Source organism: Cellulosimicrobium funkei (assembly GCF_004519295.1).
Taxonomy (GTDB): domain Bacteria; phylum Actinomycetota; class Actinomycetes; order Actinomycetales; family Cellulomonadaceae; genus Cellulosimicrobium; species Cellulosimicrobium funkei.
In genome coordinates this window covers 82561-104535 of the sequence record NZ_SOZH01000003.1, presented here as the reverse complement: position 1 = coordinate 104535, position 21975 = coordinate 82561, and the positions used below count along the sequence as shown (strand labels likewise).

The following is a 21975-nucleotide window of genomic DNA, read 5'->3' as shown; positions in this document are numbered from 1 at the left end:
GCACTCAGGGAGGTGCTGTGAGCTCGTCAGCCCGCCGCAGCAGGGTCAAGGACACCGCGACCGCCCTGCTCGTCGTCGCGACCGTCCTCGCGGGGGCCCTCGGCCCCATGCAGGCGGCCGTCAACGGCCAGCTGGGCAAGACGATCGGCGACGGGCACGCCGCCGCCCTCATCTCGTTCGGGACCGGCCTGGTCCTCATGTTCGTCGTCGTGTTCGCGCGCCCCACGACCCGGCGCGAGGCGCTCGCGATCCCCGGCCTGATCCGCTCGCGCACCATCCCGTGGTGGAACTACCTCGCGGGCCTGTGCGGGGCCGTCATCGTCCTGTCCGAGGGCGTCACCGTGGGCGTCCTGGGCGTCGCGACGTTCCAGATCTCGCTCATCTCCGGCCTCGTCATCTCGGGCGTCATCTGCGACCGCCTCGGCGTCACGGCGTCGGTCAAGCAGCCGCTCACCACCACGCGCCTGCTCGGCGCGGCGCTCGCCATCGCGGCGACCGTCGTCGTCATCTCGCCGAGCTTCTCCGTGCCGCACACGATCGTCCTCGCGATCATGCCGTTCGTGGGCGGTCTGCTCGCGGGCTGGCAGCCCGCCGGCAACGCGGCCGTCGCCGACGTCACCGGGTCGATGCTCGTCTCGATCGGCTGGAACTTCCTCGTGGGCTTCACCGCCCTGCTGATCGCCTACCTCGTGCGCGCGGCCGTGGGCGGCGTCGACTTCCAGCTCCCGAGCGAGTGGTGGATGTACCTGGGCGGCCCGCTCGGCCTGCTGTCCATCGCGCTCATGGCGCTCCTCGTGCGCGGCCTCGGCCTGCTCCTGCTCGGCCTCGCCTCGGTCGCGGGCCAGCTCGTCGGCTCGCTCGTCCTCGACGCCGCGATCCCCGCGCTCGGCCACACCGTGCACGTCGCGACCGTGATCGGCACGGTCATCGCGCTCGTCGCCGCCGGGATCGGCATGATCCCGTCCGGCAAGGCCGCGCACGCCGACGACCCGGACGCCCCCGGCGGCCCTGGCGGACCCGACGCGGGCGTCGCGGCGGCCGTCGCGGGCGGCGAGGCCGGCGAGACGAGCGCGCGATGAGCGTCACGCCCGCCGGCCACGTCCAGACGGTCACCGGCCGCGCCGCGGCTGCGGACCTCGGCCTCACGCTCCCCCACGAGCACCTCTTCAACGACCTGTCCGGGGTGCTCGACCCGCCGAGCTACCGCTTCTCCGAGGCGGTCGTCGAGGTCCCGGTCTCTGCGTCGGTCGCGTGGGCGCTGCGCAAGGACCCGTACTGCTGCGCGGACAACATCGCCGACAAGCCGGTCGCCGCGGTCGCGGCGGAGCTCGAGAGCTTCGCCGCGCTGGGCGGGCGCACGATCGTCGACGCGACGTCGAGCGCCGCGATCGGGCGCAACCCCGAGCGCCTCGCGGAGGTCGCGCGCCGCACGGGCCTGCACGTGGTCGCGGGCTGCGGCGCGTACCTCGAGAAGTTCGAGGGCGACCGCATCGCCGCCGCGGCCGTGGACGCCCAGGCGTCCGCGATCGTCGCGGAGCTCGCCGACGGGATCGGCGGGACCGGCGTGCGGCCCGGCATCATCGGCGAGATCGGCGTCTCGCCGTCGTTCACGCCGGGCGAGGCGGCGTCGCTGCGCGCCGCGGCTCTCGCGCAGCGCGAGCACCCGCACGTCGCGCTCCAGGTGCACCTGCCCGGCTGGCAGCGCCGCGCGCACGAGGTGCTCGACCTCGTGCTCGACGAGGTGGGCGTGCGCCCGGAGAAGGTCGTGCTGTGCCACATGGACCCGTCCGCCGACGACCCGGGCTACCAGCGGTCCGTGGCCGAGCGCGGCGTCTGGCTCGAGTTCGACATGGTCGGCATGGACATCACCTTCCCGAAGGAGGGCGTGTCCCCCGACCCGCACACGACCGCGACCGCGGTGCAGCGCCTCGTCGAGGCCGGTCACGCGGGCCAGGTGCTGCTCAGCCACGACGTGTTCCTCAAGCAGATGTGGGTGCAGCACGGCGGCAACGGGTTCGCCTACGTCCCGACGGTGTTCACCGAGATGCTCGCCGCGCGCGGGGTGCCGCGCGACGTGCTCGCGCGCCTCACCCACGACAACCCGGTGGCGATGCTCACCGCGTGACGCGACGCCGTCCGCCACCCGCACGGCCGGGGCCCGCCAGGGTCCCGGCCGTCGGCGCGCCCGGGACCTCCGACCCTGGGCACGGCGTCGCGCTCTGAGAGGATCGGCGCATGAGACGACGTGCCCTCCCGACCCTCGTGGCCGCCGTGGCCGCCACCGCCCTCGTGCTCGCCGGCTGCTCCGGCGGGTCCCCGGAGCCCTCCGCGCTGGACGCCCTGCTCGACCGCCACGACCTCACCGGGCTCAGTGGCCAGGAGGTCGTCAACCGCCTGGAAGGGCTCGAGACCGCCGACCGGCCGACCGACCTCGTGGCCTCCGTCCGCGCGGCGGAGCTCGTGCTCGCCGACGAGTCGTACGAGACCACGGTCCCGCTGCCCGAGGACACGTTCTACCTCTCCGTCGCGCCCTTCGTGGACGAGACGCACGAGTGCTTCTACCACTCGCTCACCACGTGCCAGGGCGAGCTCGCCGGGGAGCCGGTCTCGGTGACGGTGGTCGACACGGCCACCGGCGACGTGCTCGTCGAGGAGAACACGACGCTCGGCGCCAACGGCTTCGTGGGCTACTGGCTCCCGCGCGACGTCGACGCAGAGCTGCGCGTCGAGCACGACGGCCGGGTCGGTACCACGGCCGTCTCGACGCGCGACGACGACCCCACCTGCCTCACGACCCTCCAGCTCGCCTGACGCGCAGCGGGCGCGCCCGGCGGCGTCCCGCTCCGCGCACGACGACGCCCGCCGCACCGGGGTGCGACGGGCGTCGTGCCTGCTGGGCCGGGGAGGCGTCAGGCGGTGCCGCTGAAGTCGACCACGAGCTCCTCGGTGACCGTCTCGCCGTCACGCTCGGCGGTGGCGGTGACCGTCACCTGCCCCGCGGGCACCTCGACGAGGCGCGTCGCGAAGGCCTGGTAGGCGTTCTTGGTCGGCGCGACGGCCGCGAACTCCTTGGTCCCGTACGGCGTGGTGACCGTGAGGTCCACGGCCGCGTCGTCCTGGTTGACCACCCGGACCGCCAGGTACTGCTTGCCGCCCATGGTGCGCAGCTCGGCCTCGGCCGAGAGTTCGAGCGCGGGGCCGTCGTCGACGAGCGCCGACTGCCAGTCGACGAGGTCGTCGATCTTCGTGCCGAGCAGCGCGCGGTCGCCCGCCGCCGCCGACAGGTGGTCGACGAGCGACCGCGCGCCGCCGAGCACCTGGACGGCCGTCGCGGGGTCGTCCGCGTCGGCCGCGCTGCGCGCGCTGCCGAGCAGGGACGAGATCGCGCCCGCGATGACGCCGTCGCCCACCGCGGAGGTGTTCAGGCCCGCCACGAGCTCGTCGACCTCGCCGAAGGTGACGCAGTTGCCGCCGCCCTCGACGACGCCCGCGGTCCACTCGACGCCCTTGAGGACGTGCTCGAGGAACAGCGGGTCGGTCCACGAGGCGTCGGTGTGCCCGGCGCCCTCGTACCAGGAGCGACCGCCCTCGAAGTTCTGGCACCACGCGATCGGGTGGTCCTCGCCCATCGCGTTGTTGCCCGGGTTGTACGTCGACTCGTCGAGCGTGATGAGGACGTGGACGTCCTCGCGCGGGTTGGTCGTGTAGTTGTACCACTCGTCGAACCGCTCCCAGACGGCCGGCAGGTGCGCCGTCGAGGGGTGACCCGGGCTCTCGACGCGCATCGTCGCCGTCTGCTGCTGCGGGTGGCTGACGAACCGCGCGCCGCCGCCCGTGAGCTGGCTGTACCAGGGCACGGTGTGCATCGTGTCGGTCGCCGCGTGCAGGCCCACGAACCCGCCGCCGCCCCGGATGTAGCCCTGGAACGCGGCGAGCTCGGCGTCGTCCAGGAGGCGCGGCGTGGCCGGGTTGAGGGAGTTGGTGTTGTCGACCGGCGACGCGAAGACGATGGTCGCGTACTGCGCGAGGTCCTCGGCGCTCGTGAACGGCGAGGAGTCCATCGTCAGGTCGGGCTGGCCGGGCGAACCGCTGCCCCACCACCCCGCCGAGCTGTTCGGCGGGTCCCACACGTCGACCGTGAAGCCGTTGTCGGCGCCGAGCTCGATGAGCGCGCGCGTGGTGTCGTCGATGTGCGAGTGGCGGAAGCCGAGCGTCTCCCCCACGACGAGGATCTTGTAGTCCTCCTCGTCGGCGGCCGCCGGGCCCGCGGTCATGAGCGTGGCACCGCCCACGAGCGGCAGCGCGGCGGCCGCAGCCACCGCCCGCCGGAACGTCATGCCGCTGAACAAATCCATGCGTGCTTCTCCCTCGTCGTCGAGAGCGCGAGCCGGAGGGTCGCCGACGGCGACCCCACGGGGCGACGCGCGCACTCCTGCGTGCGTGGACGTCGGCTGCTGCCGATGCAGCGAGTTTTGACGGCAGGCGCACAAAAGTCAAGGTTTCAACGACTCGCGACTGCGGTTTCTCACCCCGGCCCGCGGCGCGCGTCGGGCGGCGGCCGGGCCGGCCTCGGGGCACAGCGAGCGCACAGGGTCACCACAGGCACGCCTCCGCGTCGCGCGCGACCCTGGGAGCATGACCACAGCCCCCGCCCCCGTCGGCCGCCCGGACCAGCCGCGCCTCACGCGCCCGGACGGCTCCCCCGTCCGCGTGCTCGTGGTCGACGACGAGCCGAACCTCGCCGAGCTGCTCACCTCGGCGCTGCGGTACGAGGGCTGGGACGTCTCCACCGCGCTCGACGGTCACACCGCGATCCGCACCGCGCGGGAGACCGGGCCGGACGTCGTCGTGCTCGACGTCATGCTCCCCGACATGGACGGGCTCACCGTCCTGCGCCGCCTGCGCGAGCGCGACGCCGACGTGCCCGTGCTGTTCCTCACCGCGCGCGACGCCGTCGAGGACCGCGTCGCCGGGCTCACCGCGGGCGGCGACGACTACGTGACCAAGCCGTTCAGCCTGGAAGAGGTCGTCGCCCGGCTGCGCGGGCTGCTGCGCCGCGGCGGTGCGACCGCCCAGCGCGAGGACTCGGTGCTCGTCGTCGGCGACCTCGAGCTCGACGAGGACGCGCACGAGGTGCGGCGCGCCGGCGAGGAGATCCGGCTCACCGCGACCGAGTTCGAGCTCCTGCGGTACCTCATGCGCAACCCGCGCCGCGTGCTGTCCAAGGCGCAGATCCTCGACCGCGTCTGGAACTACGACTTCGGCGGCCAGGCCAACATCGTCGAGCTCTACGTCTCCTACCTGCGCCGCAAGATCGACAAGGGCCGCGCGCCCATGATCCACACGCTGCGCGGGGTCGGGTACGTGCTCAAGCCCGCCGCCGACGCGGAGAGCGCCCGTGCCTGACCTCGGCACGACCCGCCCGACGGCCACCGGCAGGGAGCGGCGGCCCACCGCGCTGCGCCGGCGCCTCGTGCTCGTGCTCGCGGCCGTCGTGCTGCTCGTCACCGTCGGGCTCGCCGTCGCGTCCGCCGTCGTGCTGCGCACCCAGCTTGTCGCCCAGGTCGACCACGAGCTGCGCCAGGCGAGCGACCGGCTCGCCCGCGGCGACGGCCCCGCGCAGCCCCCGGACGGCACCGGCGACGCGTCCGGGCCGGAGCCCGGCGGGCCCGACGACCCGTCACGCTTCCCCGCGGGCACCGGCCCCGGCAGCGCCGTGCTGCGGTACGACGGCGGCGAGCTCGTCCTCGCGGAGTACGTCACCCCGGACCTCCGGCGCGTGGCGCTCGACGACGCCCAGGTCGCGGCGCTCGAGGCCGTCCCCGTCGACGGCGCCGCGCACGACGTCGACCTCCCCGACCTCGGGTCGTTCCGCGCCGTGCACCGCACCACCGCGGACGGGCAGCCCGTCGTCGTCGCGTCGAGCACCGCCCAGGTCGACGCGACGGTCGAGAGCTACGTGCTCGTCGAGGCCGCGCTCGGCGCGGCCGGGCTCCTCGCGGCCGTGCTCCTCGGCACCTGGCTCGTGCGGCGCTCGCTGCGCCCGCTCGACGACGTCGCCGCCGCCGCGGGCCGCGTCTCCGAGCTCGAGCTCGCGCAGGGCGAGATCGACGCCATCCCGCGCGTCCCGGACGACCTCACCGACGAGCGCACGGAGGTCGGCCAGGTGGGCGCCGCGCTCAACCGGATGCTCGAGAACGTCGAGACCTCGCTCCAGGCGCGCCACGACTCCGAGACCCAGGTGCGGCGGTTCGTCGCCGACGCGAGCCACGAGCTGCGCACGCCGCTCGCCTCCATCCGCGGGTACGCCGAGCTCGTGCGCCGCTCCCCCGACGACGTGCCGCCCGCGACCGCGCGCTCGCTCGACCGCATCGAGGCCGAGGCCGTGCGCATGACCGGCCTCGTCGAGGACCTGCTGCTCCTCGCCCGGCTCGACGCCGGACGCCCGCTCGACCGCGCGCCCGTCGACCTCGCCGTGCTCGCCGTGGACGCCGTCACGGACGCGCACGCCGCGGGACCCGACCACGACTGGGCGCTCGACCTGCCCGGCGCGGACGACCTCGACGTCGACCCGGCGTCCGGCGCCCCGGACCCGGACGACCTGCCGGACGACGCCGTCGACCTCGAGGTGACCGGCGACGAGGCCAGCCTGCGCCAGGTGCTGGCCAACCTCCTCGCCAACGCCCGCACGCACACCCCGCCCGGGACGCACGTGGACGTCCGGCTCTCCGCGGACGCCGACGCCGTCGTGCTCGCCGTCGCCGACGACGGGCCCGGCATCCCCGCGCCCCTGCGGCCGACGCTCCTGCGTCGATTCTCGCGCGGCGACGACGCCCGCAACCGCACCGGCGGCTCCACGGGCCTCGGGCTCGCGATCGTGGACGCGATCGTCACCGCCCACGGCGGCACGATCACGGTGACCTCCACGACGGCGGACGAGCCCGGCCCCACCGGCACCACCGTCGCGGTCCGCCTCCCCCGCGACCGCTCTTGATGTCACCGCGCCACCACACTGCGCCGGAGGCCGCGCCCGCACCATGGCAGAAAACTGAAGGCCTTGGATCGCGCTCGACCTGACACGTCACAGCCCGCTCGAGAGGGCTCCATGCGGCGGTCGCTGTCGGTGGCTGCCGGAATGCTCTGTGCATGTTCTGGGATGCGCGCCGGCCTGAGATCGCCTACCTCGTCGGCCTGCTCCAGACGGACGGATGTCACGACGGCGACCCGGATCGCAAAGGCCGCATCGCTCTCGAGCTCGCTGTGCGCGACCGCGACGTGCTCGACGGGATCTCCTCACTGCTCCCTTGCTACTCGTCTGTCCGCCTCAGGCACCGGACGACGAACTTCAGTTCGGACCACGTGTCCGCAACGCTCGGGTTCTTCGACCAGACCGCGCGGCGAGAGCTCGCCGCGCTCGGTGTCACGCCGGGGCGCAAGAGTTCGACCATCGGTCCGCCGCCTGCACCGTTCGCCGAGGCCGACTACACGCGCGGAATCCTTGACGGCGACGGCTCAGTGGGGTTCACGAAGACCGGGATGCCCTTCATCAGCCTCGCCACCGCGAGCCCGTCCCTCGCCGCGTACTTCTGCTCCGTCATCGCGGAGGTGTGCGGCGTGCGGAGGAGCGCCAAGCCCAACGCACGTGACGGCGTCATGAACATCATGGTCGCGAACGTCGCCGCCGCCACTCTCGCCCGTTGGGCGTGGTACTCGCCAGACGCTCTGTGCATCGGCCGCAAGCGCCGACTCGCCGAAGCTGTCGCCGCGTGGCGTCCGGAACCCGGCCGCGAGAGCAGGTACGCGATCGTCCGCAAGGGCTGGACCCCCGATCAGGACGCGATCGCGCTCGAGCTCCCGCTCGAGGAAGCCGCCGCAACCCTCGGACGAAGCGTCCGAAGCGTCTCCGTGCGGCGTTGGCGGCTCTCCACGCAGCACTCCGCAGGAAACGCCGGGTGAACCTCCCCTCGAAGCCTGGGGACTCGGTGCGCGCGGGAGGACTCGAACCCCCGACGCCCGGCTCCGGAAGCCGGCGCTCTGTCCGCTGAGCTACGCGCGCTGGTGCTCCTTAACGTCGAGCAGACGGGACGCGAGGCGTCCAGGTGCCCTCGGAGGGAGTCGAACCCCCGTCTCCGCTTCCGTAGAGCGGCGTCGTGTCCGTTGGACCACGAAGGCAGTGCTTTTCCCCGCAGGCGCACGACAAATGCGCGCCGACGGCGGAGAAAACAGAAGGGCAGCACGATCAATGCACCCCGGCCGGGTGCATTCCCGCACAAGAAAAAGGCCGCTCCGGCGATGTCCGGGGCGGCCTGTCGTGACGACGCTGTGGTCAGACGACAGGACCGCCGGGGTCGCCGGCGAGGAACGGGGACACGCGGAGATACGCCACAGGCAGCACGACGCGCGCCTGCTCGCAGGGCAGGACGGGACGTCGCCGGTCCTGCTGGACGGGTTCGCGCACGGCACTGCTCCTCTCGGTCGTGTCGGGTGGTCCACGCACCGGAATGTCGTCGACCGAGGTAGACCGTACGCGCCTTTCCCGAACCGCACAACCCCATTTCTCGAATTCGTCGGAGAATCTTCGACCGCGGCCCGCGCACCACCCGGTTATCCCGTCTGTCGGCCTTTCCTCACCGCAGACGAGCTCGCCCGCCCTGCGCCCCCGTGCCACCCCCGGCTCCCCGCGCACCCTCCGCGCAGGACACGGCCTCCGCCTCCGCCGTCAGGGCTCGGTCGGCCGGGCTCCAGCGACCGGCCCGGGCTGATGCTCGGCCGCTTGGCACACTTTTCTCCTCGCGGGCGCGAAGGTCCTCGGCGTTCCGGGCGACCGACCGACGCTGTCGGCGGCACCGGGTAGGGTTCCGGACGTTCCGGACAGACCTCCTGACGCCGACGAACCGCGCGCGGGCCTGACGACAGGAGATGCGCCGCCATGATGGGTGCCAACCACGCCGCGACCGGTGCGGCGGCGTGGATCGCCGTGACGTCCACGGCCCCGTTCGCCCTCGGCTGGCACCCCGTGTCGTCGGTCGGGGTCATGACGGGTGCGGTCGTGTGCGCCGGGGCCGCGCTCCTCCCCGACGCCGACCATCACAACGGCACGTTCGCGCACTCGCTGCCGCCCGTGAGCGAGTGGGTGTCCGACGCCGTGGAGACGGTCGCGGGCGGGCACCGCCAGGGCACGCACTCGTTCCTCGGCATCGCGGTGTTCACCGCGCTCGCCTGGCTCGCGGGGCTCGTCACGGTCGAGACGGCGAGCTTCGGCACGGTCTACGTCGGCGGCGGGCTGCTCGCGGTGCTGCTCGTCGCGCTCGCGCTCAAGGCGCTCAAGCTCACGCGGCGCGGCAAGCTCGTGCCGTGGGTGACGTCGCTCACCGTCGCCGTGCTCGTCGCCCTGTTCTCCCCGGAGGAGTGGAACTGGCTCCCCGTCGCGGTCGGGCTCGGCGTCGCGATCCACATCCTCGGCGACGTGCTCACGACCAACGGCGCCCCTCTGCTGTGGCCGGTGAAGATCCGCTCGCCGCGCTGGGTGCGGCGCTCGCTCGTCGTCGACGACGTGTGGCGCCCGAGCGGGAGCTTCGCCCTCCCCCTGCTCGGCTCCACGGGGTCGGTGCGCGAGTGGATCCTCGCGACGGCCGTCGGGATGTACGCGACGGTCGGGTTCGTGTGGTCGGCGCTCGACCAGATGGGCTTCGACACCCTGGGCACGTACGAGCGCGTGGTGGCGGCGATCCAGGTCCTCGCGTCCGGGGCGGCCTGAGCCCGTCCTCAGCCGACGGCGCGGGCGCGGGGGACGCGCGCCGTCGACCACCGCAGCGCCTCGGTGAGGAGGATCGCGAGCGCGCCGCACGCCAGGCCGACGCCGAGCGTCCCGGGGTCGGAGACGTCGAGCGACAGGAGCTCCCTCGCCGCGGGGATGCTGAAGAGCGCCACGTAGAACACCGCGCAGAAGCCGACCAGGAGGACCTTCCACGCCGTGTACGGGCGCGCCACGACGGCGAGCACCCACAGGGCACCCACGAGCAGGGTGACGAGCGCAGCGGTGGACGCGCGGACCTCCGCCGGGGCGAGCGTGTCCGTCGCGCCGCCCAGCGACGCCCCGCCCGCGCCCGGGTCCACCACGAGATAGCACAAGAAGGTCATGACGCCGATCGAGACGCCCGCGGGCACCGCGAGCCGGAGCACCCTCGGCACGAAGCCCGGGCGCGCCCGCTCGTCGTTGGGCGCCAGGGACATGACGAACGCGGGGACCCCGATGGTGAACCACGCCGCGACGGTCACGTGGATCGGCAGGAACGGGTAGGAGACGGGCGCGGCCCCGAGGAGCCGGGCGCCGACCCCCGCGAGGCCGACGAGGACGGCCAGCACCACCGCGTACACGGTCTTGGTGAGGAAGAGGTGCGCGACCCGTTCGATGTTCCCGATCACCCGGCGCCCTTCCCCGACGACGGACGGCAGCGTCGCGAAGCGGTCGTCCAGCAGGACGATCTGCGCCACGGACCGCGCGGCCGGGCTCCCGGACCCCATCGCCACGCCGATGTCCGCGTCCTTGAGAGCCAGCACGTCGTTCACGCCGTCCCCCGTCATGGCGACGGTGTGCCCGCGCGCCTGCAGCGCCCCGACGACGGCCCGCTTCTGGTCCGGCCGCACCCGGCCGAACGTCGTGGCACCCTCCACGACCGTCGCGAGCTCCGCACGGTCGACGGGCAGGCTCCGGGCGTCGACCGACGTCTCGGGACCGCCGAGGCCGAGGGACCGCGCGACCGCGGCGACGGACACCGGGTTGTCGCCCGAGACGACCTTCACCGTGACGCCCTGGGCGTCGAAGTAGTCCAGCGTCTGCCGAGCGTCCGCGCGCACCCGCTGCTCGAGCGCGACGAGCGCCCGCGGGACGAGGCGCCCCGGAGCGCGTCCGTCCGGGGCGGCGGCGTCGACCGGGGCGTCGGTCGACGCGAGGAGCAGCACCCGCAGGCCGTCGGCGCCGAGGGCCGTCGCCTGGTGCGCCACGGCGGACCGGGGGTCCAGCAGCACGTCGGCCGCGCCGAGCACCCAGCTCCCCTGCGGGCCGTCGGCGTCCACGAAGGACATGCCGGACCACTTCGTGGCCGACGAGAACGGGACGACGGCGGTCGCCCGCCAGCCCGGTGCATCCGGGAACGCCTCCGCGACCGCGGCGACGGACGCGTTGGGCCGCGGATCGAGGGCGGCGAGCGCCGCCAGGGCGCGCTCCACCTCGTCCCGGGGGCCGTCGAGCACGTCCACCCGGGCGAGGCGCATCCCGTTCTCCGTGAGCGTGCCCGTCTTGTCCGCGCACACCACGTCGACGCGCGCCAGCCCCTCGATGGCCGGCAGCTCCTGGACGAGGCACCGACGCCGGCCGAGCCGGACCACCCCGATCGCGAAGGCGACGGAGGTCAGGAGCACGAGGCCCTCGGGGACCATGGGCACGAGGGCGGCGACCATGCCGAGCACGGACTGCCGGAACCCCTGCCGCGAGATGACGAGCTGGTTCACCACCGTGAGGACGCCCGCGGGCACCAGCAGCCACGTGATGACCCGCAGGATCGAGTCGATGCCGGACCGTAGCTCCGAGCGCACGAGCGTGAAAGCGCTCGCCTCGTGCGCGAGCCGCGCGGCGTACGCGGCCGGGCCGACGTCCGTCGCCCGGTAGGCGCCCGACCCGGCCGCCACGAAGCTCCCGGACAGGAGCCGGTCCCCGGGCCTCTTCACGACGGGGTCGGCCTCGCCCGTGAGGAGGGACTCGTCGACCTCGAGCGACGCGGACTCGACCACCGGGCCGTCGACCACGACCTGGTCCCCGGCGCCGAGCTCGACGACGTCGTCGACGACGACGTCCGCCTGGTCGACCTCCGTCACCGCCCCGTCGCGGCGCACGCGCACCGGCGCCCGCGCCACGATCGCCAGCGCGTCCAGGGTGCGCTTCGCGCGCAGCTCCTGGACGATCCCGATGCCGGCGTTGGCGAGGATCGCGAGACCGAAGAGGCTGTTGATGAGCGAGCCCGTGCTCAGCGCCAGGACGAGGAGCACCCCGAGCAGGGCGTTGATCCGCGTCGCGGTGTTGGCGCGGACGATGTCCCAGGTCGTCCGCCCCGAACGGGGCGGCAACCGGTTGACCCTGCCGTCGGCGACGCGTTCTTCGACGTCTCGTGACGTCAGTCCCGCAGCCCTCGTCGACGGCGCCGTCATGGGCGCGATCGTATCCGCCGTAATTCCGTTGCGCCGGGCCGCGCGGCGATGAGACGGTCCAGCACGTCGCCCGCGTCGTCGGGCACCGGAGGAGAGGAGGAACGCCATGAGCTGGACGACCCCCGCTCGCGTGTCCACCACCCCCGGGAGCACCCACCGCCGCTGACCGGTCCACGACCGCTCGCGACGACCGTCCCCGACCGCCGCCCGGCGGCCGCGGCGACGCGCGCTCCCCTCCCCCGAGGAGCCCCCCGTGCCCGAGCACGACCTGCCGTACCCCGACCTCTCCCTCCCGCCCGCCCTGGCGCGCGACCCCCGCACTCCCCCGCCGCGCCGCCTGCGGCGCCTCGCCGACCTGGCCGACGCCGAGGCCGAGGCCGGCGTCCTCGACGCGGCGCTCGGCGACGACCAGCGCTGGTCCACGTGGTCCGCTGTCGAGAAGGGACAGCGCGGGCCGGAGCCGCGCCCCGACTGGGTGGTGACGGCCGACGCGGCCCTCGACACCGAGCTCGGCCTGCTCAAGACCGGCAAGGAGGCGGACGTCTTCCTCCTGGAGCGGGCCGTCCCCGGCGACCCCGCGCGCCGCAGCCTGCTCGCCGCGAAGCGCTACCGCGACCTCGACCACCGCTCGTTCCGGCGCGACACCGTCTACACCGAGGACCGCCGCGTGCGCCGGACGCGCGACCGTCGCGCCCTCGACCGCAAGTCGCGCTACGGCCGCCAGGTCGCGGCCGGGCAGTGGGCCGCGGCGGAGTTCGCCGCGCTGTGCGAGCTGTGGTCGGCCGGTGCGCCCGTCCCGTACCCCGTCCAGATCGACGGCGACGAGATCCTCATGGAGTTCGTCGGCACGTCCGACGGCGTGTCGCACGAGGCCGCACCTCGGCTCGCGCGCACGCGGCCCGACCGCGACCTCCTCGCGTCGTGGTGGGACCAGGTCCGCGACGCCATGGCCGTGCTCGCCCGGCTCGGCTACGCGCACGGCGACCTGTCGCCGTACAACGTCCTGGCGGACGGTGAGCGGATCGTCGTCATCGACCTGCCGCAGGTCGTGGACCTCGTGGCGAACCCGTTCGGCACCGAGCTCCTGCTGCGCGACTGCCGCACGATGGCCGCGTGGTTCGCCGGGCGCGGGCTCGAGACGGACGCCGACGAGCTCTTCGCGGTGCTGCTCGCCCAGGCGTGGTGACGACCGGGCCCGGACCAGCGTGCGACGATCGACCGCGTGCTGCGCCTCGGCCTCGTCGGTCTCGACTCGTCCCACGCCGACCACTACGTACGGCTCGTGGCCGCCGAGCGGCGCTGGCCGGGCGTGCGGCTCGTGGCGCTCGTCGACGGGGAGCCGGACCGCCGGGCGGAGCTGGCCGCGGCCGGCGGGCTGCTCCTGGACGCGGGCGACACCACCGTGCCCGACGTCGTCGGGAAGGTCGACGCCGCGATCGTCGCCCACCGCGCGGGGCGGCGGCACGGCGCCGCGACGCGTGCGCTCCTCGCGGCGGGCGTCCCGGTGCTCGTGGACAAGCCGTTCGCCGCGTCCGTGGCCGACGCGCGGGCGACGCTCGACGTGGCGCGCGCGCACGGCACGGCCGTGACGACGGCGTCCGCGCTGCGGTTCGCCCCCGAGGTCGCGGCGGCGCACGCCGCCCTCGCGTCCGCCGCCGGAGGTTCCGTCACGCCGCTCGTCGCCGGGGCACCCACGGCGCCACCCGGGCCAGCGGCGTCGCCGCCCGGGCTCGCCGTCGAGGTGTCCGGCCCGGCGGACCCGCACGACGAGCGCGACGGGCTGTTCTTCCTCGGCATCCACGCCGTCGAGGCCGCGCGCGCCGTCGTGGGTGCGCCGCCCGGGTCGGCGTGGTCGCCGCCCGTCGTGACGCGCTCGGCGGACGGGATCGTCGCCACGACGCGGCTGGGCGGTGTCGACGTCCGGCTGCTCCTCCTGGACCCGGGCGCCCACCCCACCGCGGGGTTCGCGGTCGCGGTGCGCACGCCCCGCGGCGTCGAGCGCACCGAGGTCGCGCTCGACGCCGACTACCTCGCCCCGGTGGTCGAGCACGGGCTCGCGGTCCTCGCGCCCGGGACCACCACGACGACGCCTACCGCGGCGCGCACGACGGCGTACCCCGCCGACGACGCGGGCCGGATCGCCGACGACGCGGGCCGGATCGCCGACGAGCACGCGACGATCCTCGCCGACCTCGCGCTCCTCGAGCAGGTCGGGGCGGCGCTGCGGCCCTGACCCCGGGGACCGCGGGCCTCGCCGCCCGCGCCGGGGCGCGGCGGACGGGGTAGAACGGGACCATGGAGCCCTCCACCGAGTCCTTCGATGCCGACGACGTCCGCACGTTCCTCACGACCTACGGCGTCGCGCTCTCGACGGGCGACCTCGACACGATCGGCGAGAGCTACGCCTTCCCGGCGCTCGTCGTCGGCACGACGGGCTCGGTGCTCCTCGGCGACCCCGAGGACGTCCGCGCGTCGACGGCCGAGATCGCTCGGGGGTTCCGCGAGCGCGGGCTCGTCGGCGTGGTCGCGCACCTCGTCGGGGTCGAGGAGGTCGGCGACGCGCTCGTCTGGGCGCACGCGCGCTGGAGCTACCGCGACGAGTACGCGAACGAGCAGGAGGCGCAGGAGGTGCGGTACCTGCTGCGCCGCGCACGGGACACGTTCGAGGTGTGCGTCGCGGTGCCGGTCGGCCCGTAGGCCGCGCCGACCGCGCCCGCACGACCAGCCCCCGCACGACCGTGCCCGTCCACCGGCCGCGAGCGCCCGGGTCAGGACAGCCGGTTGTCCCGGTCCTCCCACGGCGACGCGGCGGGCGACCGCCCGGGGGAGGCGACGTCGTCGGGCTGGAGCGCCCGCACGACGAACGACCCCGCGGCGAGCACGACGCCCCCGGTGAACGCGACCTGCAGCACGGTGAGCAGCACGCCCACGAACCAGGTGCCGACGAACGCGTAGGTGACGTTCATGAGCCCGATGTTCTGGACGAGCGCGCTCCCGACGGTCAGGCCGAGGCCGGTCCAGAGCATCGTGCGGGCGGTGAGACGGGGCGGCATCACGGGTTCCTCTCGTCGGCGAGACGGTCCGGGCCCGGACGTCGGCGGACGCGCGGCACCCGGTCCGTTCCTACCACGCCGTGCGGGGCGCGGCGGTCCCGCCTCCCGCGTCAGCGGAAGTCGCGCGAGGTCGTGCCGACCTGGAGCGAGAGCGGCGCGAGGTGCTCCGCGACGAGGTTCGTGGCGCCGTCGGCCCGCTCGAGCCGCCCGCGCACGACGAGCGCCGCAGACCCCCGCGCGACCTTCCGGAACCGCTGCCACAGCCCGGGCGAGCACACGACGTTGAGGATGCCCGTCTCGTCCTCGAGCGACAGGAACGTCACGCCCCCGGCGGTCCCGGGCCGTTGCCGGTGCGTGACGACGCCGCCCACGGCGACGCGCGACGACGGGTGCGGGCGCGTGCCCGGCACCTCGCCCGCCGCGCGCTCCGCCTCGTCGACCTGCTCGATCTCGCGCGACACCGCCACGGCGCCGACGACGGTGAGCACCCCGGCCGCGGTGAGGCCGTCGCGGACGTACTGCGTCGGGTAGGAGTCGGTCGACACGCCCGTGGCCCAGACGTCGGCGACGGCGGTCTCGACGTCGGTCATGCCGGGCAGCGCCGGCGCCTCGACGCCGACGCTCACGCCCGGCAGCGTCCCCGGACCCTCCTGCGCGAGCGCGCCGGCCGCCCACAGCGCCTCGCGTCGCGTCACGCCGAGGCCGTCGGTCGCGCCGGCGGTCGCGAGCCCCTCGAGCTGGGCGGTCGTGAGGTCGACGCGCCGCACGAGGTCGCGCAGGTCGCTGAAGGCCCGCCCCTCCCCCGGTGCCCCGCGCGCCGCGACGACGCGCTCGGCCGCGTCCTTCCCGAGCCCGCGCACGCTCGCGAGCCCGAGCCGCACCGCGAGCCCGAGATCGGGCGCCGGCCCGTAGCGGGTGTCGACCCCCACCGCTCCGCCGAGCATGCGGCTGTCGCCCGTCCGGGCGTCCTGATGGTCGGCACCCGTATGGTCGGCGGGCGCACCCGTATGGTCGGCGGGCAGCCGCTCGACCGTCGCCTCGACGTCGGACGCGTTGACGTCGGGGCGCAGCACGGTGACGCCGTGGCGGCGCGCGTCCGCCACGAGAGACTGTGGCGAGTAGAACCCCATGGGCTGCGCCGCGAGCAGCCCCGCGTAGAACGCGGCGGGGTGGTGCACCTTGAGCCACGAGCTCGCGTAGACGAGGAAAGCGAACGAGTACGCGTGCGACTCGGGGAACCCGAAGTCGGCGAACGCCTTGAGCTTGTCGTAGATCTCCTCGCGCACGGCCGGGTCGGTGACGCCCTTCTCCCGCATCCCGTCCATGAGCCGCCCCCGCAGCTCCTCCATGCGCTCGACCGACCGCTTGGACCCCATCGCGCGCCGGAGCTGGTCGGACTCCTTCGGGGAGAAGCCCGCGACGTCGATCGCCATCTGCATGAGCTGCTCCTGGAACAGCGGCACGCCCTTCGTCTTGCCGAGCGACTTCTCCAGCAGCGGGTGCAGGAACGTCACCTCCTCCCGGCCCCGCGCCCGGTTGATGTACGGGTGCACGGAGCCGCCCTGGATGGGACCCGGGCGGATGAGCGCGACCTCGATGACGATGTCGTAGAACGTCCGGGGCCGCAGGCGCGGGAGCGTCGCCATCTGCGCGCGCGACTCGACCTGGAACACGCCGACGGTGTCGGCAGCGCACAGCAGGTCGTACACCGCCGGGTCGTCCTCGGGCAGCGTGTGCAGCGCGAGGCGCGGGCCGCCCTCGTGCCGTTCCACGAGGTCGAACCCGATGCGCAGCGCCGTGAGCATCCCGAGGCCGAGGAGGTCGAACTTCACGAGCCCCGCGTCCGCGCAGTCCTCCTTGTCCCACTGCAGGACGGTGCGGCCCTCCATGCGCGCCCACTCGACGGGGCACACCTCGATGACGGGGCGGTCGCACATGACCATCCCGCCCGAGTGGATGCCCAGATGCCGCGGGAGGCGCAGCATCCGGTCGGCGAGGTCGAGCACCGCGTCCGGGATCTCGCCCTCCTGCGCGGCCGACGGCGGCCGGTGCGCGGGCACGACGTCGTGCGTGTCGTCCGCGCGCAGGACGTCGCCCTCGTCCACCGCGAGCGGGTCGACGACGCGCGCGCCCCGGCCGGTGAGGTCGGGCGACCAGTCCCGGCTCCCCCACAGGCGCGACGTCGCGGCGTCCTTCCGGGCGGTGCGCGTCGTGACCCGCGGCGCGGCCGGGCCGGTGGAACCCGGGGTCTTCGCCGCGATCGCCCGCTCCTTCGCCGCCCGGTCGGCCGCGGGCGACGACGGGTCGGGACCGCGCAGCGACCCCCACCGCTCGATCGACTTGCTCCACGCGTCGGCCTGCCCGACGTCGTACCCCAGCGCCCGGGCCGCGTCGCGCACCGCCGACTTCGGCCGGTAGGAGATGACGTTCGCGACCTGCGCGGCGTGCGTGCGCCCGAACGTCTCGTAGACGTGCTGGATGACCTCCTCGCGCCGCGCCGACTCGATGTCGATGTCGATGTCCGGCGGGCCGTCGCGCTCGGGCGCGAGGAAGCGCTCGAACAGCAGGCCGTGCTTCACCGCGTCGACGGCCGTGATGCCGAGCGCGTAGCAGACCGCGGAGTTCGCGGCCGACCCGCGGCCCTGGGCGAGGATCCCGTTCCTGCGGCAGAACTCGACGAGGTCGTAGACCACGAGGAAGTACCCCGGGAAGTGCAGGTCCTCGATGACGCGCAGCTCGTGGTCGATCTGCGCCCACGCGCCCGTGATCTTCTCCTGGCCGCGCGGCCCGTACCGGTCTTCGCCGCCGCGCCGCACGAGCTCGCGCAGCCAGGTCGCCTCGGTGTGCCCGTCCGGCACCGGGTAGGGCGGCAGGTCGGGTGCGACGAGGTGCAGGTCGAACGCGCACTCGTCCCCCAGCGCGGCCGCGGTCGCGACGGCCTGCGGGTGCCGGGGGTGGCGCGCGAGCATCTCCGCCGCGGAGCGCAGGTGGGTCGTCGGGGCACCGGGCAGCCAGCCGTCGAGGTCGTCGAGCGACGAGCGTGCGCGCACGGCCGCGAGCGCCCCCGCGAGGTCGGCGTCGCGCGGGTGGGCGTAGTGCGCGGCGGTCGTCGCGACGAGCGGCAGGCGGGCGTCGGCGGCGAGGTCGGCGAGCGCCGCGTGCAGGTCGGCGTCGCGCGGGTCGTCGGTCGTGGTGATCTCGACGGCCACGTTGTCGGCGCCGAAGAGGGCGACGAGACGGTCGAGCTCGCGGCGGGCCGCGGCGCGCCCGGACGTGACGAGCGCGCGCCGCACCGCGCCCTTGCGGCACCCGGTGAGCACGAGCCACTGCCCGGCGGCCTCCGCCGCGAGCTGCTCGAGGCGGTAGTCGGCGGCGCCCTTGGTGCCCGTCGCGAGGTGCGCGGTCGCGATCGCGCGCGACAGGTTGCGGTAGCCCTGCGTGCCGCGCGCGAGCACGAGCAGGTGGGTCGAGCGCGGGTCGGGGAGGCCGGTGGGCGGGTCGAGCACGGGCGCGCCGGTCGCGGTCGGCGCGGGCAGGTGCAGCTCGGACCCGAAGACGGTGGGGAGACCGACCTTGCGCGCGGCCTCGGCGAAGCGCACGACGCCGTACAGGCCGTCGTGGTCGGTGACGGCGAGCGCCGACAGCCCGAGCCGCGCGCCCTCGGCGGCGAGCTCCTCGGGGTGGGACGCGCCGTCGAGGAAGCTGAACGCGGAGTGCGCGTGGAGCTCGGCGTAGCGCGGGCCGGTGGTCCGGTCAGTCATACAGGCCCTCCACGGTCCACCGCCCGCGCGCGCTCGCGAGGAGCAGGCCGCGGCCGTCGTCGAGCAGGACCTGGACGTGCACGCGGCGCCGGGGCGCGGGCGTCCACCAGCGCTCGGCGAGCGGCCACGGCCCGGCCCAGTCCACGACGGCGCGCGCGGACCCGGGCCCGGGGAGCGCCGTCTCGTCCCGGGGCGGCACCGCACGGCGCGGGCCCTCCTCCGGCGCGGGGGCCGGCCACCGCACGGTCGCGGGCTCGCCGCTCATCGCGAGGCGCGCGTCGACGACGACCGGCCGCCCGGCGTCGTCGAGCACGACGACGTCCTGCGGCTCGACGGGCACGAGCGCGGGGGCGGGGCTCGGCAGCGCGCCGGGCCACGGCAGGGCCGGGTCGCGCGGGCGCACGACGTCCTCCCCGAACGGCACGAGGTGCACGCGGTCGGTCGCGTCGCGGCCGCCCTGGACCTGGACGCGCAGGACGGCGTCGCCGCCGAGGATGCCCTGCACGCGCCCGAGCGCGCGGTGGGCCCGCGCGTCCTCGCCGCTCGACGCGCCCCACAGGCGCGGCTGCTCCGCCCCCGCGGGGACGACCTCCTCGGCCGTGAGGGACAGGCGGGCCAGCGGCGCGACGCCCGGGACGACGTCGGCCCCGCCGGGCGAACCGTGCTCGCCGCCACGGCGCGCGGCCCGGGCCGCGCGCCCGGCGCGGACGGACGTGGTGGTGAGCCAGCCCTCGAGCTGCCACCGGACCTTGTCCGTGAGGCGTGCCGGGCTCATCGCGCCCGGCCCGTCGAGCCGCCAGGTGCGCTCGAGGTCGTCGCCCTCGACGGTCCGCGCCGTGATGCGCAGGCGCCCGGCGACGAGCGAGCGCGCGACGAGCTGGTCGTGCAGGTCCTCGGAGAGCCGACGCGCGGCGAAGGTCGCGACGTCGACGCGCTCGGCGGGCGGGTCGAGCTCGGCGCTCACCGCGACGTCGGGCTCGACGCGGCGCCGCGCGGGCGGGCGCAGGTCCTCGCCGCGCGCGAGCCGGTGCGCCCACGCGCCGAGGTCGCCGAAACGCCCCTCGACGGTCGCGGGCGGCAGGGCCGCGAGCGCCCCGAGGGTGCGCACGCCGAGCCGGCCCAGGAGGTCCACGAGCTCGTCGACCGCGACGGCGGCGTCCGGCCGGGCGGTGACGTGCACGAGGTCGCGCGCGGGCCGCGGCGCGAGGAACGCGGCGGAGCGGCCGGGCGGGACGACGGCGGCGTCCCGCGCGGCGAGCACGGCGGCGAGGATGCCGTCGGCGACGCCCACCTGGCTCTCGTGGCCGGTGCGCTCGGCGACGCGCGCGACGAGCGCCTCCGCGAGCGCGGCGTCGGACCCGTGGTACCGGCTCGCCCCGGCGGCGGGCAGGAGCAGCAGGCCGGGCCGGGTGATCTCCAGCCCCGCGACGACGGTCTCGGCCGCGAGCGCGACGGGCTCGAACTCGCGGGCGTCGCGCGCGTCGTCGACGTCGAGCAGCTCGAGCTCGGGGCAGCACTCGCGGGCCCGACGGCGGCGCATGCCCCGGCGCACGCCGTGGGCGCGCGCGGTCGCGGAGACGGCGACGACGCGGCGGCCGTCGTGCGTCGCGGCGGGGACGTGCGCGGGGACGTCGCGCACCGCCATCGCCGCGAGCACCGGCCAGTCCGGCACCCACAGGGCCGCCGTGCGGGTCGGGCTCGTGGTCATCCGACGAGCCGGAGCCGGGAGGGCCGGTCGGGGTCGTCGGCCCGGGCGGTCTCGTGGGCGGTCTCGGCGGTCCCGGCCGCGACGGCGCCGGTCCCGGCCGCGGGCCGGGGGCCGCGGGCGTCCTCGGCGAGGAACGCGGGCCAGTCCTCGTGGACGAGCGGGAGCTCGACCTCGAGCCGCGCGGGGCGCGCGGCTCCCCCGCGGCCCGCGCGCTCGACGACGAGGGTGCGACGGCGCAGCCAGCCCGCGCCGCGGTCCGCCCCGGACCAGCCGCCGCCCGTCACGGTGAGCGCGACGTGCGCGCCCGGCCACGTCCCCGCGGCGACGAGCAGCGCCCCGCGCTCGCGTGCCCGCGCGGCCAGGCGTCGTCGGTCGGGGTCGGTGAGGGCGGCGTCGGGCCCGACGACCACGACGTCCAGGCCGTCGACGAGCGCCGAGATCGCGAGCGCCGCGTCCGGGCCAGGCCGCGGGACGAGCACGACGCGGTCGAGGTCCGCGCCGGCGTCGGCGGCCGCGAGCAGCCCGACGGCGGGGAACCCGACGGCGGCGGTCCACGCCCCGGCCCGCGACGGCCGCGCGACGAGCGCGAGCAGGAGGCTCGTCGAGCCGCGCACCGCCAGCACGGTGCCGCGCTGGAGGGCGCCGAGCGGGAGGAGCGGCGCGAGCGCGTCGTGCACCGGCCACACCCGCTCGTCCGTGCCCGCGTCCCGGCTCGCGCCCGAGGTCCGGACGTGACGGGTGCGGGCGCGCGCCGGAGGGTCGGGCGGGGCGGGGGCGGGCCGCACGACCGGGGAGGCGGCGGCGTCCGCGAGCGGGGCGACCTCGGCGAGGAGGGCGGTGCCGGCGCGCGGGACGGTCTCGGCGCGACCGGCGCGCGGGGCGGTCCCGGTGCGCGGGACGACGGTCGGTGCCGCCGGGGCGGTGACCGGTTCCGGGGCCGCGGGGGCGACGACGGGACGGTGTCGGCGGACGCCCGTACGCTCCTCCGCACGACGCAGGGCGGCGCGGGCGCGCTCGGCCTTGTCGACGGCCGCACCCGTCGGGCCTGGTGCCCCCGCCCGCTCGGCGGGGTCGGCGAGAAGGGTCATCTCGCCTCCCGGGATGCTGCTCGGACGGGACGCGCACCGCGCGTCGACTGCTGCGGGCGGTGTGCTGCACCCGCTGGGCGTTCGAACAAACGTTCGAACGCTTCCAGTGAACGACCGCCGCTCCGAGGTGTCAACTCCGCAGGTCGGAGGCGCCTGCTTCG

Annotated in this window: 17 protein-coding genes and 2 tRNA genes; 10 read left to right on the top strand and 9 right to left on the bottom strand. The window is 75.6% G+C overall.

Translation table 11 applies throughout. The features are described from left to right. The first annotated feature begins 17 nt into the window (after positions 1-17). The 3 genes from E1O70_RS03470 (at position 18) to E1O70_RS03460 (ending at position 2811) form a co-directional block, all read left to right on the top strand. Complete coding sequence (locus E1O70_RS03470; protein WP_082774368.1) at positions 18-1079, top strand: DMT family transporter; 1062 nt, start codon at positions 18-20, stop codon at positions 1077-1079. After that, the gene (locus E1O70_RS03465; RefSeq protein WP_061267394.1) at positions 1076-2125 is read left to right on the top strand and encodes a phosphotriesterase family protein; all 1050 of its coding nucleotides are present in this window, start codon (positions 1076-1078) and stop codon (positions 2123-2125) included. Before E1O70_RS03470 ends, E1O70_RS03465 begins: the two co-directional genes overlap by 4 nt. A 110-nt stretch (positions 2126-2235) precedes the next feature. After that, on the top strand, positions 2236-2811 hold the full coding sequence (locus tag E1O70_RS03460) for a CueP family metal-binding protein (protein WP_061267393.1): 576 nt from the start codon (positions 2236-2238) through the stop codon (positions 2809-2811). A 98-nt stretch (positions 2812-2909) separates the two neighbouring features. Here E1O70_RS03460 and E1O70_RS03455 read toward each other — a convergent pair whose 3' ends face one another. After that, entirely contained in the window at positions 2910-4355 is a 1446-nt protein-coding gene (locus E1O70_RS03455) for a ThuA domain-containing protein (RefSeq protein WP_082774367.1), read from the bottom strand. Positions 4356-4635: 280 nt separating this feature from the next. Here E1O70_RS03455 and E1O70_RS03450 point away from each other — a divergent pair, with 280 nt between their 5' ends. From E1O70_RS03450 to E1O70_RS03440, 3 genes are all read left to right on the top strand, one after another. Beyond that, entirely contained in the window at positions 4636-5406 is a 771-nt protein-coding gene (locus E1O70_RS03450) for a response regulator transcription factor (protein ID WP_061267391.1), read from the top strand. Then, a complete protein-coding gene (locus E1O70_RS03445) occupies positions 5399-6994 on the top strand; it encodes a sensor histidine kinase (protein ID WP_061267390.1) in 1596 nt (531 codons plus the stop codon). Before E1O70_RS03450 ends, E1O70_RS03445 begins: the two co-directional genes overlap by 8 nt. Positions 6995-7146: 152 nt before the next feature. Further along, the gene (locus tag E1O70_RS03440) at positions 7147-7956 is read left to right on the top strand and encodes a hypothetical protein (protein ID WP_061267389.1); all 810 of its coding nucleotides are present in this window, start codon (positions 7147-7149) and stop codon (positions 7954-7956) included. A gap of 27 nt (positions 7957-7983) precedes the next feature. Here E1O70_RS03440 and E1O70_RS03435 read toward each other — a convergent pair. The 3 genes from E1O70_RS03435 to E1O70_RS20555 form a co-directional block, all read right to left on the bottom strand. After that, positions 7984-8056, bottom strand: a tRNA-Arg gene (locus E1O70_RS03435). Positions 8057-8100: 44 nt separating this feature from the next. Beyond that, positions 8101-8172 (bottom strand) — tRNA-Arg (locus tag E1O70_RS03430). A gap of 154 nt (positions 8173-8326) precedes the next feature. Then, on the bottom strand, positions 8327-8458 hold the full coding sequence (locus tag E1O70_RS20555) for a hypothetical protein (RefSeq protein WP_255218743.1): 132 nt from the start codon (positions 8456-8458) through the stop codon (positions 8327-8329). Between the two features lie 471 nt (positions 8459-8929). On the opposite strand from E1O70_RS20555, the gene E1O70_RS03425 reads away from it, so the two are divergent. Next, the gene (locus E1O70_RS03425; protein ID WP_061267388.1) at positions 8930-9757 is read left to right on the top strand and encodes a metal-dependent hydrolase; all 828 of its coding nucleotides are present in this window, start codon (positions 8930-8932) and stop codon (positions 9755-9757) included. An 8-nt stretch (positions 9758-9765) separates the two neighbouring features. Here E1O70_RS03425 and E1O70_RS03420 read toward each other — a convergent pair whose 3' ends face one another. Further along, entirely contained in the window at positions 9766-12204 is a 2439-nt protein-coding gene (locus tag E1O70_RS03420; RefSeq protein ID WP_061267387.1) for an HAD-IC family P-type ATPase, read from the bottom strand. A gap of 355 nt (positions 12205-12559) precedes the next feature. Here E1O70_RS03420 and E1O70_RS03415 point away from each other — a divergent pair, with 355 nt between their 5' ends. The 3 genes from E1O70_RS03415 to E1O70_RS03405 all read left to right on the top strand — a co-directional run bounded on the left by E1O70_RS03415 (position 12560) and on the right by E1O70_RS03405 (position 14901). Continuing rightward, positions 12560-13390 carry a serine protein kinase RIO gene (locus E1O70_RS03415; protein ID WP_061267434.1) on the top strand — a complete coding sequence of 277 codons (831 nt, stop codon included), beginning with the start codon at positions 12560-12562 and terminating at the stop codon, positions 13388-13390. A 36-nt stretch (positions 13391-13426) separates the two neighbouring features. Next, positions 13427-14437 (top strand): Gfo/Idh/MocA family oxidoreductase, encoded by a 1011-nt coding sequence (locus E1O70_RS03410; RefSeq protein ID WP_061267386.1) that lies wholly within the window; start codon positions 13427-13429, stop codon positions 14435-14437. Between the two features lie 62 nt (positions 14438-14499). Beyond that, positions 14500-14901, top strand: a complete 402-nt coding sequence (locus tag E1O70_RS03405; RefSeq protein ID WP_061267385.1) for a hypothetical protein — start codon at positions 14500-14502, stop codon at positions 14899-14901. Positions 14902-14972: 71 nt separating this feature from the next. Here the strand turns inward: E1O70_RS03405 and E1O70_RS03400 are convergent, their stop codons facing one another. The 4 genes from E1O70_RS03400 to E1O70_RS03385 all read right to left on the bottom strand — a co-directional run bounded on the left by E1O70_RS03400 (position 14973) and on the right by E1O70_RS03385 (position 21814). After that, on the bottom strand, positions 14973-15257 hold the full coding sequence (locus E1O70_RS03400) for a hypothetical protein (protein WP_061267384.1): 285 nt from the start codon (positions 15255-15257) through the stop codon (positions 14973-14975). Between the two features lie 110 nt (positions 15258-15367). After that, the gene (locus E1O70_RS03395; protein WP_061267383.1) at positions 15368-19018 is read right to left on the bottom strand and encodes an error-prone DNA polymerase; all 3651 of its coding nucleotides are present in this window, start codon (positions 19016-19018) and stop codon (positions 15368-15370) included. After that, positions 19011-20726, bottom strand: a complete 1716-nt coding sequence (locus E1O70_RS03390) for a DNA polymerase Y family protein (protein ID WP_061267382.1) — start codon at positions 20724-20726, stop codon at positions 19011-19013. The genes E1O70_RS03395 and E1O70_RS03390 overlap by 8 nt, the downstream gene beginning before the upstream one ends. Continuing rightward, on the bottom strand, positions 20723-21814 hold the full coding sequence (locus tag E1O70_RS03385) for a hypothetical protein (RefSeq protein WP_061267381.1): 1092 nt from the start codon (positions 21812-21814) through the stop codon (positions 20723-20725). Before E1O70_RS03385 ends, E1O70_RS03390 begins: the two co-directional genes overlap by 4 nt. Positions 21815-21975 lie beyond the last annotated feature (161 nt).

Coding starts and splice junctions, on each gene's coding strand:
- E1O70_RS03465 (WP_061267394.1), top strand. CDS start 1,076: ATGAGCGTCACGCCCGCCGGCCACGTCCAGACGGTCACCGGCCGCGCC.
- E1O70_RS03460 (WP_061267393.1), top strand. CDS start 2,236: ATGAGACGACGTGCCCTCCCGACCCTCGTGGCCGCCGTGGCCGCCACC.
- E1O70_RS03455 (WP_082774367.1), bottom strand. CDS start 4,355: ATGGATTTGTTCAGCGGCATGACGTTCCGGCGGGCGGTGGCTGCGGCC.
- E1O70_RS03450 (WP_061267391.1), top strand. CDS start 4,636: ATGACCACAGCCCCCGCCCCCGTCGGCCGCCCGGACCAGCCGCGCCTC.
- E1O70_RS03440 (WP_061267389.1), top strand. CDS start 7,147: ATGTTCTGGGATGCGCGCCGGCCTGAGATCGCCTACCTCGTCGGCCTG.
- E1O70_RS03425 (WP_061267388.1), top strand. CDS start 8,930: ATGATGGGTGCCAACCACGCCGCGACCGGTGCGGCGGCGTGGATCGCC.
- E1O70_RS03420 (WP_061267387.1), bottom strand. CDS start 12,204: ATGACGGCGCCGTCGACGAGGGCTGCGGGACTGACGTCACGAGACGTC.
- E1O70_RS03405 (WP_061267385.1), top strand. CDS start 14,500: ATGGAGCCCTCCACCGAGTCCTTCGATGCCGACGACGTCCGCACGTTC.
- E1O70_RS03400 (WP_061267384.1), bottom strand. CDS start 15,257: ATGCCGCCCCGTCTCACCGCCCGCACGATGCTCTGGACCGGCCTCGGC.
- E1O70_RS03395 (WP_061267383.1), bottom strand. CDS start 19,018: ATGACTGACCGGACCACCGGCCCGCGCTACGCCGAGCTCCACGCGCAC.
- E1O70_RS03390 (WP_061267382.1), bottom strand. CDS start 20,726: ATGACCACGAGCCCGACCCGCACGGCGGCCCTGTGGGTGCCGGACTGG.
- E1O70_RS03385 (WP_061267381.1), bottom strand. CDS start 21,814: ATGACCCTTCTCGCCGACCCCGCCGAGCGGGCGGGGGCACCAGGCCCG.